13 protein-coding genes are annotated in these 14,141 nt (G+C 70.1%); 10 read left to right on the forward strand and 3 right to left on the reverse strand.

What is annotated here, in order from left to right; all coding sequences use genetic code 11:
* Positions 1-222 precede the first annotated feature (222 nt).
* Complete coding sequence (locus ACIP6U_RS13725; RefSeq protein WP_401716101.1) at positions 223-603, forward strand: STAS domain-containing protein; 381 nt, start codon at positions 223-225, stop codon at positions 601-603.
* Positions 604-758: 155 nt separating this feature from the next.
* Positions 759-1,271 carry an EF-hand domain-containing protein gene (locus ACIP6U_RS13730; RefSeq protein WP_401716104.1) on the forward strand — a complete coding sequence of 171 codons (513 nt, stop codon included), beginning with the start codon at positions 759-761 and terminating at the stop codon, positions 1,269-1,271.
* Here ACIP6U_RS13730 and ACIP6U_RS13735 read toward each other — a convergent pair.
* Positions 1,250-2,761, reverse strand: a complete 1,512-nt coding sequence (locus tag ACIP6U_RS13735; RefSeq protein WP_401716106.1) for a class I adenylate-forming enzyme family protein — start codon at positions 2,759-2,761, stop codon at positions 1,250-1,252. The two genes, ACIP6U_RS13730 and ACIP6U_RS13735, sit on opposite strands and share 22 nt — an antisense overlap.
* A gap of 86 nt (positions 2,762-2,847) precedes the next feature.
* Here ACIP6U_RS13735 and ACIP6U_RS13740 point away from each other — a divergent pair, with 86 nt between their 5' ends.
* The 4 genes from ACIP6U_RS13740 to ACIP6U_RS13755 all read left to right on the forward strand — a co-directional run bounded on the left by ACIP6U_RS13740 (position 2,848) and on the right by ACIP6U_RS13755 (position 7,092).
* The gene (locus ACIP6U_RS13740) at positions 2,848-4,044 is read left to right on the forward strand and encodes an amidohydrolase family protein (protein ID WP_401716109.1); all 1,197 of its coding nucleotides are present in this window, start codon (positions 2,848-2,850) and stop codon (positions 4,042-4,044) included.
* Positions 4,044-5,177: an acyl-CoA dehydrogenase family protein gene (locus ACIP6U_RS13745; RefSeq protein ID WP_401716112.1), complete on the forward strand. Its 1,134-nt coding sequence runs from the start codon at positions 4,044-4,046 to the stop codon at positions 5,175-5,177. Before ACIP6U_RS13740 ends, ACIP6U_RS13745 begins: the two co-directional genes overlap by 1 nt.
* A gap of 3 nt (positions 5,178-5,180) precedes the next feature.
* Entirely contained in the window at positions 5,181-6,086 is a 906-nt protein-coding gene (locus ACIP6U_RS13750) for an acyl-CoA dehydrogenase family protein (RefSeq protein ID WP_401716114.1), read from the forward strand.
* A gap of 544 nt (positions 6,087-6,630) precedes the next feature.
* Positions 6,631-7,092 (forward strand): ATP-binding protein, encoded by a 462-nt coding sequence (locus ACIP6U_RS13755; protein WP_401716978.1) that lies wholly within the window; start codon positions 6,631-6,633, stop codon positions 7,090-7,092.
* A gap of 293 nt (positions 7,093-7,385) precedes the next feature.
* Here the strand turns inward: ACIP6U_RS13755 and ACIP6U_RS13760 are convergent, their stop codons facing one another.
* Positions 7,386-8,312, reverse strand: coding sequence for a cyclase family protein (locus ACIP6U_RS13760; protein ID WP_401716116.1), 927 nt, complete (start codon positions 8,310-8,312; stop codon positions 7,386-7,388).
* Between the two features lie 85 nt (positions 8,313-8,397).
* Between ACIP6U_RS13760 and ACIP6U_RS13765 the strand changes: the two genes are divergently transcribed.
* The 4 genes from ACIP6U_RS13765 (at position 8,398) to ACIP6U_RS13780 (ending at position 12,970) form a co-directional block, all read left to right on the forward strand.
* Entirely contained in the window at positions 8,398-9,306 is a 909-nt protein-coding gene (locus tag ACIP6U_RS13765; protein WP_401716119.1) for an SDR family oxidoreductase, read from the forward strand.
* A 109-nt stretch (positions 9,307-9,415) separates the two neighbouring features.
* Positions 9,416-10,567, forward strand: coding sequence for an acyl-CoA dehydrogenase family protein (locus ACIP6U_RS13770; protein ID WP_401716121.1), 1,152 nt, complete (start codon positions 9,416-9,418; stop codon positions 10,565-10,567).
* Positions 10,567-11,616, forward strand: coding sequence for a Zn-dependent alcohol dehydrogenase (locus ACIP6U_RS13775; protein ID WP_401716124.1), 1,050 nt, complete (start codon positions 10,567-10,569; stop codon positions 11,614-11,616). Before ACIP6U_RS13770 ends, ACIP6U_RS13775 begins: the two co-directional genes overlap by 1 nt.
* A gap of 211 nt (positions 11,617-11,827) precedes the next feature.
* On the forward strand, positions 11,828-12,970 hold the full coding sequence (locus ACIP6U_RS13780) for a lactonase family protein (protein WP_401716127.1): 1,143 nt from the start codon (positions 11,828-11,830) through the stop codon (positions 12,968-12,970).
* Positions 12,971-13,027: 57 nt separating this feature from the next.
* Here ACIP6U_RS13780 and ACIP6U_RS13785 read toward each other — a convergent pair whose 3' ends face one another.
* Positions 13,028-14,110, reverse strand: coding sequence for a GlxA family transcriptional regulator (locus ACIP6U_RS13785; RefSeq protein WP_401716129.1), 1,083 nt, complete (start codon positions 14,108-14,110; stop codon positions 13,028-13,030).
* Positions 14,111-14,141 lie beyond the last annotated feature (31 nt).

Below are 14,141 nucleotides of genomic sequence, written 5' to 3' on the forward strand. Positions count from 1 at the left end.
CCCTTTGTTGCAATGCGCGCCCCCTGAGGGGCCGCAGGTGGTAGTGGACCTTCATCTTCCGTTCCACACCTGATCGAACAGGATCGAAGTCGACTAAAACAAGCCTCTTTCGTTCGCTTCCCGTTTCTCTTGCCGTGTTTCAGGGAACGGCCGGTGGGCAGCCGCGCTGCATGGAAGCGAAGGTGAGGCTTCCGTTTGCGGGGGTGACGGCGAGCGAAAGGCGTGGTGGTGGCGTTCTACGTGATCGACGACGAGCAGGGCGACTGGACCGTGCTCCGGGTCTCCGGCGAACTGGACCTGGTGACCTCGCCCGCGCTGCGCCAGCGGGTGCACGACGCGGTCGCCGAGGGCCGGCACAGCCTGGTCCTGGACCTCTCCGACGTGTTCTTCTGCGACTCCAGCGGCGTCGGCGTGCTGATCGCCGCCCGCCGTCTCATCCGCTCCTGCCAGGGCCGGCTGCGCCTGATACTGCCGGCCCGCGGCGCGGCCGACGGCTCGCACGTCAACCGGGTCCTGGGCGCCCTCGGCGTCCGCCGGCTCTTCGACGTGTACGTCGACGTGGACTCGGCCGTCACGGCGGAGGCGGACCCGCTGTCGGCGTGATCCGGCTCACCCCCACGGGCGGTTCTTTGCCACATCGTTGCCCCAAAATTCCCCCGGTCTTGGCACAAGCGCCGCTTTCCCGCTCCCGGGGACACCTTGCCGTCGTACGCTCCGTACCGATGCACCCGACGTGACGTGAGGCGGCACGAAAAGACATGGTCAGCAGCGAGTACGAGCGCAGGATCGCCGCCCGGTTCGCCGTCTTCGACCAGGACGGCAACGGCTACATCGACCGGGCGGACTTCAGTACGGCGGCCAAGGCGCTGCTCGCCGAGTTCGGCACGGCGGCCCGGTCCGACAAGGGCCAGGAGCTGTACGCCGGCGCGGAGGCGTTCTGGCAGGGCATGGCCGGCATAGCGGACCGGGACGGCGACCAGCGCATCACGCGCGACGAGTTCGTGAACGGCGCGGTCAAGCGCCTGCGCGACACCCCCGACCGCTTCGCCGAGATCGCCCGCCCCTTCCTGCACGCGGCCCTCGCGGTCGCCGACACGGACGGCGACGGCGAGGTCACGGTCGACGACACGGCGCGCGTCCTGCGGGCCCTCGGGGCGAGCGAGGACATCGCCCAGGTCGCCGCCGCCAGCCTCGACACCGACGGCGACGGCAAGATCGGCGAGGCCGAGATCGTGCCCGCGTTCGCCCGCTACTTCACGGTCCCTGAATAGCGCTCCCGCAGCTTGTACTTGAGCACCTTGCGCAGCGCCTCGTTGCGCGGAAGGGCGTCCACGATCTCCAGCTGCTCCGGCAGCTTGTGCACGGACAGCCCTTCCGCGCGCAGGTAGGCCGTCACGGCGGACAAGGTCAACTCGCTCGCCCCGGGCGGCTGTTCGACCACCGCGCACACCCGCTCCCCGCGCTCCGCGTCCGGCAGTCCCACGACGGCCACGTCCCCGACGTCCGGATGCGCGGCCAGCAGATCCTCGATCTCCTTCGCGGAGATGTTCTCGCCCTTGCGGATGATCACGTCCTTGAGCCGCCCGGTGAGGATCAGATGCCCGCTGTCGGTCACCCGCCCCAGGTCCCCGGTGCGCAGGAACCCGTCCGCGTCGAAGGCTTCCGCCGTCTGCGCCGGGTCCACGTACCCCTGGCACACGGCTTCCCCGCGCAGCCGCACCTCCCCGCCCTCGGCGATCCGTATCTCCATCCCCTCCGGCGGCCGTCCCTCGGTCGTCGCGAGGTTCTCGGTCGTGTCCTCCGGGTCGCCCATGGTGATCATCGGGACCTCGGTCATGCCGTACCCGTGGGTGAGCTGCACCCCCATCTCCCGTACGACGGAGTGGTAGACCTCCGGCGGCTTGGGAGCGCCACCGCCCGCGAGCAGCCGTAGCGAAGGAATGACCTTCGTCCCCGGCTGTTTGCGCTGCTCGGCGAGGAACATGGAGTAGAAGGCGGTCGACCCGCCGGCCACCGTCACCCCGTGCTTGCGGTAGCCCTCCAGCGCGTCCGGCAGCGCGAACTGCTCGAACATCACCGCCGGGAAGCCGTACAGCAGCAGCATCACCGTGTAGTCGGGCCCCGCGATGTGCGCGAACGGGAAGGCCATCGAGCCCACGTCGTCCGCCGTCAGGCGCAGCGCGTGCGCGAGGCACGAGCCGCCCGCGAGCAGTGAACGGTCCGTGTGCAGCACGCCCTTGGGGTCGGAGGTGGTGCCGGAGGTCCAGTAGATCCAGCGCACGGAGGTGCCGTCGGCGGGCGGCGGGGGGAGCACGTCCGGATCGCCGTCCGGGAGGGTCTCGTACGCCTCGAAGATCCCCTTGGCGCCGAGCCGGCGGGCCAGCGCCGTGTGGTCGAAGCCGCGCCAGGTGCCCGGTACGGCGAAGAACTCCGCCTTCGACTCCCGTAGCGCGAAGGCGACTTCGCGGTCCCGGTAGAACGGGATGATCGGCGTCTGTACGGCGCCCAGGCGGGCCAGCGCGAAGGACAGCAGAGCCGTCTCGATCCGGGTGGGCAGCTGCCAGGCGACCACCGTGCCGGGGCGTACGCCCATGTCGTACAGGCCGGCCGCGACCCGCTCGGAGCGGTCGCGCAGCTCACCGAAGCTCAGGGCGCGGTCGTCCTGGAGGAGGACCGGCCGGTCGGGGGTCAACTCGGCGCGGCGGACGACCAGTTCCCACAGGGTGCGGGAGGAACTCAGGGAGTGCGGCGTCTCGTTCATGGTCCCCCTCCTTGGCTGACGACTCGTCAGGTGACATGCTATCTGACGGGTCATCAGATAAGTACCGTCCCGGCGGAGGGGAACCCATGGCCACCGAACTGCCCCGCATCATCAGCGTCGACGATCACGTGATCGAACCCGCGCACCTCTTCGAGACCTGGCTGCCGAAGAAGTACCGGGACCGCGGCCCCCAGCCGCTCACCGCGGGCATCGGCGAACTCGCCTACGTGGCAGGCAAGTACCAGATCACGATGGACCCGGACGGCCCGCCCACCGACTGGTGGATCTACGAGGACCTCAAGTTCCCGTACAAGCGCAACATCGCCGCCGTCGGCTTCGACCGCGACGAGATGACCCTGGAGGGCATCACCCGCGCGGAGATGCGGCGCGGCTGCTGGGACCCCAAGGCGCGGCTCGCGGACATGGATCTCAACCATGTCGAGGGCTCCCTCTGCTTCCCGACCTTCCCCCGCTTCTGCGGCCAGACCTTCGCCGAGGCGCACGACAAGGAGGTCGCCCTCGCCTGCGTCCGCGCCTACAACGACTGGATGGTCGAGGAGTGGTGCGGGGACAGCGGCGGCCGGCTCATCCCGCTCTGCCTGATCCCGTTGTGGGACGTCGAGTTGGCGGTCGAGGAGATCCGGCGCAACGCGGCGCGTGGGGTCCGCGCGGTGACCTTCAGCGAGATTCCGACGTATCTGGGGCTGCCGTCCATCCACTCCGGCCACTGGGACCCGTTCTTCGCGGTCTGCCAGGAGACCGGCACGGTCGTCAACATGCACATCGGCAGCAGCTCCCAGATGCCCGCCGCCTCCCCGGACGCGCCCCCCGCCGTCCAGGCCTCGCTCTCCTTCAACAACGCGATGGCCTCGATGATGGACTTCCTCTTCAGCGGGGTCCTGGTGAAGTTCCCGACCCTCAAACTCGCCTACTCAGAAGGCCAGATGGGCTGGATCCCGTACGCCCTGGAGCGCGCGGACGACGTGTGGGAGGAGCACCGCGCGTGGGGCGGGGTAAGGGATCTCATCCCCGACCCGCCGTCGACGTACTACTACCGCCAGATGTTCTGCTGCTTCTTCCGCGACAAGCACGGGGTCGCCTCGCTGGACGTGGTGGGGCGGGACAACGCGACCTTCGAGACCGACTACCCGCACGTCGACTCGACCTTCCCGCACACCAAGGAGGTCGCCCTCGACCATGTGAAGGGCCTCGACGAGGAGACGGTCTACAAGCTGATGCGGGGCAACGCGATCCGCATGCTGGGCCTGGACCTCGACCGCTGATGGACCTCTCGTACACGCCCGAGGAGGAGGACTTCCGCGCGCGGCTGCGGGAGTGGCTGGCGAAGGTGCTGCCGACGCTCGGACCGAAGCCGTCCCCGGACGACTGGCCCGGCCGCCGCGCCCATGACCTGGGCTGGCAGCGGATGTTGTACGACGCCGGGTACGCGGACGTCCACTGGGACGCGTCCCCGACCACCCGCCTGATCTTCCTGGAGGAGACCGAGCAGGCGGGCGCGCCCTACGTGGGCGCCAACTTCGTCGGGCTGCTGCACGCCGGACCGACCATCGCCGCCGAGGGGACGGCCGAGCAGCGGGACCGCTGGCTGCCGCCGATCCTGCGCGGCGAGGAGGTCTGGTGCCAGGGCTTCAGCGAACCGGGCGCCGGCTCCGACCTCGCCGCCCTGCGCACGCGTGCGGTGCGGGACGGTGACGACTACGTGGTCACCGGCTCCAAGATCTGGACCTCGCACGCGGAAGTCGCCGACTGGTGCGAGCTGTTGGTGCGGACGGATACGGATGTCCCGAAGCATCGGGGGATCAGTTGGCTCGCGATGCCGATGGACGCGGCGGGCATCACCGTACGGCCGCTGCGGACGCTCGCCGGGTCCGCCGAGTTCGCCGAGGTGTTCCTCGACGAGGTGCGGGTGCCTGTCGGCAACCGGGTGGGGGACGAGAACGACGGGTGGCGCGTGACGATGGTGACGCTGTCGTTCGAGCGCGGGACGGCCTTCGTGGGTGAGGTCGTCGCCTGTCGGCGGGTGTTGGGTGAGTTGGCCCATGAGGCGCGGCGGAACGGGCGGTGGGACGATCCCGTGCTGCGGCGGCAACTGGGGCGGTTGAACGCGGAGTTCCGGGCGTTGTGGCGGCTCACGCAGTGGAACGTGAGTGAGTCGGAGGCGAGTGGGGGAGTGCCGGGGGTTGGCGGCTCGGTCTTCAAGTTGCGGTACTCGCACGCGCGGCAGGAGTTGTACGACGTGGCGGCGGAGGTTCTGGGGGCGGAGTCGCTGGATCTGGATCGGGCTTGGGTGCTTGATCGGTTGTCGTCGCTCTCGTACACCATCGCGGCCGGCACCTCGCAGATTCAGCGGAACATCGTGGCCGAGCGGATTCTTGGGTTGCCGAAGGGGAGGTGAGCGGTGCGGTTTCAACTGACGGGAGAGCAGAGGGCATTGCAGGCTGCTGTGCGGGATGTGATCGGTCGGCGGTCGGGTGCGGGTTCGTCGTGGCTGGTCGCGCGGTTCCCCGCGCCCCTGGACGGCGATGCAGGGAACGGTGTTTCTCAGCACCGTCTTGATCGGGGGCTGTGGCGGGCCCTTGGGGACCTCGGGTTCTTTTCCCTGCGGTTGTCCGAAGGTGACGGAGGAGCCGGACTCGGGTTGGCCGAAGCCGTGTTGGCGTTCGAGGAGACCGGGCGCGCCCTGGTGTGTGGGCCGTTGGTGGCTACGCACCTTGCCGCCGGAGTGGTGCCAGGGGCCGCCACGGGAGAGACCGTGGTCGCCGCTGCCGATGGGCGGCTCGTGGAGTGGTTGGACGAGGCCGATGTCGTGTTGCCGGGGGCCGAGGGGGCCGTGCCGCTGCGGTCGGTGGATCCGTTGACGCCGTTGCACCGGGTGCCGGCCCCGGCGCGTACCGACCCCGTCGCCGTGCTCCTCACCGCCGCCGAGCAGCTCGGCACCGCCACACGCGTGTGCGAGCTGGCGGTGCAACACGCCCGGACCCGCGAGCAGTTCGGGCAGCCCATCGGCGCCTTCCAAGCGGTCAAGCACCTGTGCGCGGGGCTGCTGGTGCGGGCCGAGGTGGCCCGGGCCGCCGTCTACGCGGCCGCCGTGACCGCCGACCGGACCGACATCGCCGCGGCCCGGCTGCTCGCCGACGAGGCCGCCGTGCGGGGCGCCCGGGACTGCCTCCAGGTGCACGGCGGCATGGGCTTCACCTGGGAGTCCGAGGTGCACCTGCATCTGAAGCGGGCGTGGGTGCGGGAACAGCGTGGTGGCGGGGGCGCGGAGTGCGAGGAACTGCTCGCGGCGGAGCTGGTGGCCTGAGGCGCTGGGGCCGGGTCGTCCGCGGGACCGCTCCCACTTCATGTCGCGGATCGTGGCATGCACCTATCACAGGACACATCACAGAGCGTTGATATCGGGTTGTGTCCTATGTGTGACTCGTCACGGCCCGGAGTCGGGTGTCAGCTCCGGTACCTTGTGTGAGATGCGAGTGGTTCCGAGCATGAGCCATGCCGGTGTTGCCTCTGGGGCGACTCCGGACCGGGCGGTGCGCGCCGCTGCTCGCGAGGCGGGAGAGGTCGACACCCCCGCCTGTTCGACTCCTTATGGCGAGCGTCGCACAGTATGCCGCACGGGTACTCCTTCGCGCTGGAATATGCCCGAAGCGCTTGTTGGGGTGACGGAACGTCAACCATGCTGTCTCGCAAGGGATTCACGTTCCGTGACCCTTGCTCTGGCCACTGTTCTGGCCATTGTTCTGGCCATGCAGAAAATGGCTACGATCGTGGCCCTCGTCGCGGCGCGTGCGTGGCGCGGGGTCATGTGTCCGCCGGTTCGGATGGTGTGAGCGGTGCAGGTGCTTCAAGTGCAGCTGGAGATCCGGCCCGACCCCGCCGAGGTGGGGCGCGCCCGGCGCTGGGCACGTTCCCGCCTGGCGGGGTCCGGCATAGCGGCCGACGAGTCGCTCGCCGAGACGTTGGTCCTGCTCGTCTCCGAGCTGGTCACCAACGCCGTGGTGCACACCGGCTGTCCGGCCGTCCTGCGGCTGTCGCTGCCCCTGGCCGCCGCCGACTCGGCCACCGTCCGCCTGGAGGTGGCCGACACCAGCGACCGGGCCCCGGTGCCCCGCTGCGTGGACGGCGACGCGACCGGCGGCCGGGGCCTGGCCCTCGTCGACGGACTGGCCGACCGTTGGGGCTGGAGCCCTGAGGGCGGCGGCAAGCGCATCTGGTGCGAGCTCGACCGATGTACCGAGCCCCGGGAGACCGCGACGGCGTACGGCGGTGGCGTATCGACGTACGAGGTGCTGGCTTTCGACGTCGTGTGACCCCCGGGGTGAGGCGATGCGCCGGGACGTGCTTCTGTGCGCGCCCACGGCAAAGAGGGCGTAACTGACATATCCCCGTAGTGCTGTTGACGCGTCGTGACCGGCTGATCACGCTGGTGGTCAGCGATTCGCCGCGAGGGGACGGCGAGGGTTTCGTGACGGGGAGCCCTCGGCGAGTGTGGGTCGTGGTTCGGCGTCGGGCGGGAACGCCGGAGTCGGGCCGGCGGCGCGATCGAGGGGTGGGGGTAGGCGCGCCGCCGGCCGATGGCTCTCCCGTCGGTCTCGTGAGTCGTTCACAGGATGGCGACCGGCGCGACCGGAGTGCCCGTCGCGCCGACGAAGGGCTCCGGCATCGCGGACAGCAGGAACGCGTACCGGCCCGCTTCTCCACAGGCTGTGGACAACTCTTCGAGATTCCAGTTCTGGCCCTGCAGCATGCCCATCTCCACCAGGTCCAGCGCGTGCACGGGCAGCCACAGATCCTCGATCTCGGGCGGAAAGATCTCGAACGTCAGCGTGTCATTGGCGACGGCGGCGACATCACGCGCATGGAACCACTCCGGCGTCCGGACCGACAGACCGGGCGAGGGATAGCCGTACGCCTCCTTGTTCCCGGCGAGATAGACCTGCACCTGCCCGGTCCGTACGAGGACGATGTCGCCGGCGCGCACGCGCGTGCCGGCGAGTTCCTCGGCGGCCTCCAGGTCCTCCGGGGTGACCGCGTGCCCGCCCTCCAGTCGGCGCACCCCGCGTGCGCGGGCCACGTCAAGGAGCACGCCCCGCGAGACGATGTGCCGCGCCTTGTCGATGCCGCTGAACTCGGCGCCGCCGTGCGGGGTGATGGTGGTGGCGGGGCGGCCGTTGTAGAGCTGGCCCGAGTGCGAGACGTGGGTCAGCGCGTCCCAGTGGGTGCCCGCCTGCAGGCCCATCGTCACGGCGTCGTCGCTGCACGCGATCGTGCCGGGGCCGAACAGCTCCTGGTTGATCTGCACCATCGCGTGCAGCGGATTGACGCGGCCCGGGATCATGCCGGTCTGCACGCCGTCCTGCTTGAGGGGGAGGGCGAGGGGGATGCGGCGGCCGGTGCGGACGCTCGCGGCGGCCTCCCGTACGACCTCGTCGGTGATCAGGTTGAGGGTGCCGATCTCGTCGTCCGGTCCCCAACGGCCCCAGTTGTTCACGCGCTTGGCTATGTCGTGGAACTCGGCAGGCAGTGACATCCGGTTCCTCCCCGGGGCTTGTGTCCGTGCGTCGGACGCGACATAAAATCTAACGGTCCGTCAGAAACCGCGGGAAGGGGCCGGCGTGGGGAACTTCTTGGCAGGCAAGGTCGTCGCCGTGACCGGTGCCGGGCGGGGCATCGGACGGGCGGTCGCGCTGGCCGCGGCGGCCGAGGGGGCGAAGGTCGTCGTGAACGACTACGGCGTCTCCGTGGACGGCGCGTCCCCCGCGAGCGAGATCGCCTCCGCGGTGGTGAAGGAGATCGAGGCGGCGGGCGGCGAGGCTGTCGCGGTCGCCGACGACATCTCCACGATGGCGGGCGGGCAGCGGGTCGTGGACGTCGCGCTCGCGTCGTACGGGCGGCTCGACGGGGTCGTGTGCGTCGCCGGGATTCTGCGCGAGCGGATGTTGTTCAACATGTCCGAGGAAGAGTGGGATCCGGTGATCGCCACGCATCTGAAGGGCACGTTCACCGTTTTCCGGGCGGCTTCAGCGGTGATGCGGCAGCAGCGGGCGGGGGTTCTGATCGGGTTCACCAGCGGGAATCATCAGGGGTCCGTTTCGCAGGCGAATTACAGCGCGGCGAAGGGCGGGATCATTTCGCTGGTGCGGAGTGCTGCGCTTGGGCTGCACAAGTATGGGGTGCGGGCCAATGCGGTGGCCCCTGTGGCGCGTACGCGGATGTCTGCCAACGTTCCTGTGGAGTTGGCGGAGATGGGGGAGCCGGAGGATGTGGCGGCGCTTGTCGTTTATCTGTTGTCCGAGCGGGCTGCGGAAGTGACTGGGCAGGTTTATACGGTGGCGGGGGCGAAGATTGCGGTGTGGGCACAGCCGCGGGAGCTTCGCGCTGCGTATGCCGAGGGTGGGTCTTGGACGCCGGAAAAGATTGCGGAGTTTCTGCCTGGGTCTGTTGGGGTGGATCCGATGCCGATGCTTTTGCAGTTGTCCGCGATGGAGAAGGCTGCGCGGGGTGGAGATCGGCCCAACGCCTAATGACTCGGGGGGTGTTGTTCGGTGGCGGGTGCGGGTTTGTTGTGGCTGGTCGCGCAGTTCCCCGCGCCCCTGAGTTGCCCGATCCGACCGGCGTTTTGAGGAGACCCTCGTGGAGTTTGGGTTCAGTGGTGAGGATGAGGCGTTTCGGGTTGAGGCCCGGGCTTGGCTTGCTGAGCATGTCGATGTGGGACAGGAGCGTCGGGACTGGGAGCGGGAGCTTGGTAAAGCTGGGTGGATCGGGCTCGGTTGGTCCGAGGCCGGATATGGGAATCGGGTTGCCGGGCTGACTCAGCAGGTTGCCTGGGCCGAGGAATATGCGCGGTCGGGGGCGGCGCCTCGGTCCGGGCATATTGGGGAGAATTTGTTGGGGCCGACTCTTCTTGCTCATGGCAGTGAGGAGCAGAAGGGGCGGTTTCTGCCGGCCGTCGCGGCGGGGGACGAGTTGTGGTGTCAGGGGTACAGCGAGCCGGGGGCCGGGTCGGATCTGGCGGGGGTGCGGACTCGGGGTGAGCGGGATCGGGACGGCGGGTTTCGCGTCACCGGGCAGAAGATCTGGACCTCGCTCGCGCATGAGGCCGACTGGTGTTTTGTGCTCGCGCGGACCGAGGTGGGGTCTGTGCGGCATCACGGGCTGACTTTTCTGCTCGTGCCCATGGACCAGCCCGGGCGGATCGAGGTGCGGCCCATTCGGCAGATGACCGGGACGAGCGAATTCAACGAGGTGTTCTTTGATGGGGCGGTGGCTCGGGCCGAGCATGTCGTGGGGGGTGAGGGGGGTGGCTGGAAGGTCGCCATGAGTCTGCTCGGGTTCGAGCGGGGGGTGTCCACGCTGGCCCAACAGGTCGGGTTCGCGGAGGAGTTGGGGCGGGTGGTGCGGGAGGCCGTGGAGAGCGGGGCGGTGCGGGATGCCGTCGTGCGGGAGCGGTTGCTGCGGCTGTGGGGCGAGTTGCGGGTGATGCGGTGGAACGCCCTGCGGACGCTGGGGAGTTCAGGGGACGCCGGGGCGCCCAGCGTGGCCAAGCTGTTGTGGGCGGGGTGGCATCAGCGGCTGGGGGAGGTCGCGATGCTCGTACGGGGGGCCGGGGCGACCGTCGGGCCGGGGGACTGGTCGGCGGCGGCGCCGTACGAACTCGATGTCTCGCAGCGGCAGTTCCTGTTCTCGCGGGCCGACACGATCTACGGCGGCTCGGATCAGATCCAGCGCACCATCATCGCCGAGCGGGTGCTCGGTCTGCCGAGAGAGCCCAAGGGGGTCGTGTGATGCGCGGTGTGGTGTTCGACGGCAAGCAGGTGGAGGTCGTGGACGACCTCGTCGTACGGGATCCGGGACCCGGCGAGGTGCTGGTCGCGATCTCGGCGGCGGGGTTGTGCCACAGCGATCTGTCCGTGATCGACGGGACGATTCCCTTTCCCGTGCCGGTGGTGCTCGGGCACGAGGGGGCCGGCGTGGTGGAGGCCGTGGGCGCGGGGGTCACACATGTGGCGGCCGGCGATCATGTGTCGCTGTCCACGCTCGCCAACTGCGGTACCTGCGCCCAGTGCGACCGGGGGCGGCCGACCATGTGCCGACAGGCGATCGGGCGGCCGGGGAAGCCGTTCACGCAGGGCGGGCGGTCGGTGTACCAGTTCGCGTCCAACTCGGCCTTCGCGGAACGGACCGTGGTGAAGGCCGTACAGGTGGTCCGTATCCCCAAGGACATTCCGCTGCCGTCCGCCGCGTTGATCGGGTGCGGTGTGCTGACCGGTGTGGGGGCCGTGCTCAATCGGGCCAAGGTGGACCGGGGCGAGTCGGTGCTCGTCATCGGCACCGGTGGCATCGGGCTCAACGTCATCCAAGGCGCCCGGATCGCGGGGGCGTTGCGGATCGTCGCCGTGGACGCGAACCCGGCGAAGGAGGCGGTGGCCCGGCAGTTCGGGGCGACGGACTTCCTGACGTCGACGGAGGGCGTGAAGGACCTGCTGCCGACCGGGGCCGACCATGCCTTCGAGTGTGTCGGGCGGGTCGAGTTGATCCGGCAGGCGATCGACCTGCTGGACCGGCACGGGCAGGCGGTGGTGCTGGGGGTGCCGCCGGCGAGCGCCGAGGCGTCCTTCCTCGTCTCGTCGATGTACCTGGACAAGTCCATCCTCGGGTGCCGGTACGGGTCCTCGCGGCCGCAGCGGGACATCGCGCTGTACGCCGAGTTGTACCGGGCCGGGCGGTTGCTGCTGGACGAGCTGGTGACGGAGACGTATCCGGTCGAGGACTTCGAGAAGGCGCGGGCCGACGCGGAGGCGGGGCGGGTGGCTCGGGGGGTGCTTACGTTCTAGCGAAGTGGTGCGCCGCGGTGGAGTTGTGCGCTGCGGTGAAGTGGTGTGCGGCGGTGCGGAGTTGGCGGTGATTCTTACGAAGCCCGGACGTCGGGCTTCTTGTGGGTCATTTGCCCGCTTATATGCCTTGAGTGAGGCCTAGCGTTGCAGTCGTCCGGCGATGAGCGTGCCGGCTTCTGCTTTCGCATTTCGCACCGAGGAGTACTCACTCATGACTCTCGCCAAGGCTCGTGCCGCCCGCATCGTCCGCACGACAGGTGTGGGCGCTGTCGCCATCGCCGCCGCCGCGCTCTTCGCCGCTCCCTCCGCCAGCGCCGCCAGTGGCGCCGGAGGTTCCACCGTGTTCGTGCAGACCGACGACACGACCGCGAACACCGTCGTCGCCTACGAGCGTGCCGCCGACGGCACTCTGCATCAGAAGGGCGTCCACCGCACCGGGGGCAGGGGCGGTGTGCTGGCCGGCACCGTCGTGGACCACCTGGCCTCGCAGGGGTCGCTCGCCTACGACCGGCGCCACCACCTGCTCTACGCCGTCAATGCGGGCAGCGACACCGTGACCGTCTTCGCCGTGCACGGCACCGACCTGCGGCGGGTCCAGGAGATCTCCAGCGGCGGGAAGTTCCCGGTCAGCGTCACCTTCCACGGCAACCAGGTCTACGTCGCCAACGCGCTGGGCGGCGGTTCCGTGCAGGGCTTCGTGCGGACCGGCGAGCGGCTGGTGAAGGTCCCCGCCTGGCACCGCGAGCTCGGTCTGGACGCGGCCGCCTCGGCCGTCGGGCAGATCGCCTTCACGCCCGACGGTTCGAAGCTCGTGGTCACCACCAAGGCCTCGGGGCAGAGCATCGACGTCTTCCCGGTCGGCGGGTACGGCAGCCACGGCGGACCGTCCGCCAAGCCGGTGGTGACCTCGCTCCCGGGGGCCGTGCCGTTCGGCTTCGACTTCGACTCCGCCGGGCGGATCCACGTGACGGAGGCCGGGACGAACTCGGTCGGCACCTTCGTCGTCGGCCGGGACGGGAAGTTGACGGCGAAGGGCACGGTGCCGACGGGCCAGACCGCCACCTGCTGGGCGGTGACCGCCGGAGGCCACGTGTACGCCTCCAACGCGGCCAGCGGCACGCTGTCCGGCTACCGGGTGGGCCCCCAGGGCAAGTTGACCGCGCTGGGCAACACGGCCACCGACGCCGGCACGGTGGACGCGGCGGCCTCCTCGGACGGGCGGTACCTCTACGTCCAGACCGGTGCCAAGGGCATCGTGGACGAGTTCCGGGTCAACGGGAACGGGTCGCTCACCTCGATCGGGTCGGTCGTGGTGCCGGGTGCCGTCGGTGGCGAGGGGATCGTCGCGGGCTGAGCGATGGGGTGAGGTGCCCGAAGACGCGGGTCCGGGGCGCGGGTCGAGGGGGCGGGTTCAGGAAGCGGCGTCCAAACCGCCGTAACCCTCGGGCCTGTTGCCCCGGATTCCGCTCACGATCCCGGTGCGGAACGTGCGGCGGTAGGTCGTCGGCGTGACGCCGAGCGCCGCCTGGAGGTGCTGCCGCATGGACTGGGCCGTGCCGAAGCCCGCGTCCGTGGCGACCTGGTCGATGGACAGGTCGCTGGATTCCAGGAGGTGGCGGGCGCGTTCGACGCGCTGCTGGGTGAGCCACTGGCCGGGGCTGACGCCGACCTCCTCGCGGAAGCGGCGGGTGAAGGTACGGACGGACATCGCCTCCTGCTCCGCCATGTCGCGCAGTTGGATCGGCTCGTGCAGGCGGCCCAGCGCCCAGGCCCGGGCGGCCGTCGTGGTCGCCAACTGCGGGTCGGGGACCGGGCGGTGGATGTACTGCGCCTGACCGCCGTCGCGGTGCGGCGGTACGACGGTGCGGCGGGCCACGTCGTTGGCGACCGCCGTGCCGAAGTCCCGGCGGACCATGTGCAGGCACAGGTCGATGCCGGCCGCGACGCCCGCCGAGGTCAGCACGTCGCCGTCGTCGATGAACAGCACGTCCGCGTCGACCTCGATCTGCGGGAAGAGCCGCTGGAAGCGTTCGGCGTCCGCCCAGTGCGTGGTGGCGGGGCGGCCGTCGAGACGGCCGGCGGCGGCGAGGACGTAGACGCCGGTGCAGATCGAGGCGAGACGGGTGCCGGGGCGGATGTGGGCGAACGCGGCGGCCAGCTCCGGGGTGAGGACGCCCTCCTCGAAGACCGGGCCGAGCTCGTACGACGCCGGGACGATCACCGTGTCGGCGGTGGCCAGGGCCTCCGGGCCGTTCGGGACGTGCAGGGCGAAGTCGGCGTCGGTGTCGACCGGGCCCGGCGGCCGGATCGAGCAGGTGGCGACCTCGTACAGCAGCCGCCCCTCGGCGTCCCTGGGGCGGCCGAAGATGCGGTGCGGGATGCCCAGCTCGAAGGGGAGCAGGCCGTCGAGGGCGAGCACGACGACGCGGTGCGGGCGGAACTCCGGTTCCTGGCGATACTCCGGTTCGGGGCGGGTCTCCGGCTGCTGGCTCATGGCCCGATCCTAGCGAATACTGTCCTCCGGG

The sequence above is a fragment of the Streptomyces sp. NPDC088794 genome (assembly GCF_044750545.1).
Classification (GTDB): Bacteria; Actinomycetota; Actinomycetes; order Streptomycetales; family Streptomycetaceae; genus Streptomyces.

Excerpts from the sequence above, each read along its gene's own strand:
- ACIP6U_RS13730 (WP_401716104.1), top strand. The coding sequence starts at position 759 with ATGGTCAGCAGCGAGTACGAGCGCAGGATCGCCGCCCGGTTCGCCGTC.
- ACIP6U_RS13735 (WP_401716106.1), bottom strand. The coding sequence starts at position 2,761 with ATGAACGAGACGCCGCACTCCCTGAGTTCCTCCCGCACCCTGTGGGAA.
- ACIP6U_RS13740 (WP_401716109.1), top strand. The coding sequence starts at position 2,848 with ATGGCCACCGAACTGCCCCGCATCATCAGCGTCGACGATCACGTGATC.
- ACIP6U_RS13745 (WP_401716112.1), top strand. The coding sequence starts at position 4,044 with ATGGACCTCTCGTACACGCCCGAGGAGGAGGACTTCCGCGCGCGGCTG.
- ACIP6U_RS13760 (WP_401716116.1), bottom strand. The coding sequence starts at position 8,312 with ATGTCACTGCCTGCCGAGTTCCACGACATAGCCAAGCGCGTGAACAAC.
- ACIP6U_RS13775 (WP_401716124.1), top strand. The coding sequence starts at position 10,567 with ATGCGCGGTGTGGTGTTCGACGGCAAGCAGGTGGAGGTCGTGGACGAC.
- ACIP6U_RS13780 (WP_401716127.1), top strand. The coding sequence starts at position 11,828 with ATGACTCTCGCCAAGGCTCGTGCCGCCCGCATCGTCCGCACGACAGGT.
- ACIP6U_RS13785 (WP_401716129.1), bottom strand. The coding sequence starts at position 14,110 with ATGAGCCAGCAGCCGGAGACCCGCCCCGAACCGGAGTATCGCCAGGAA.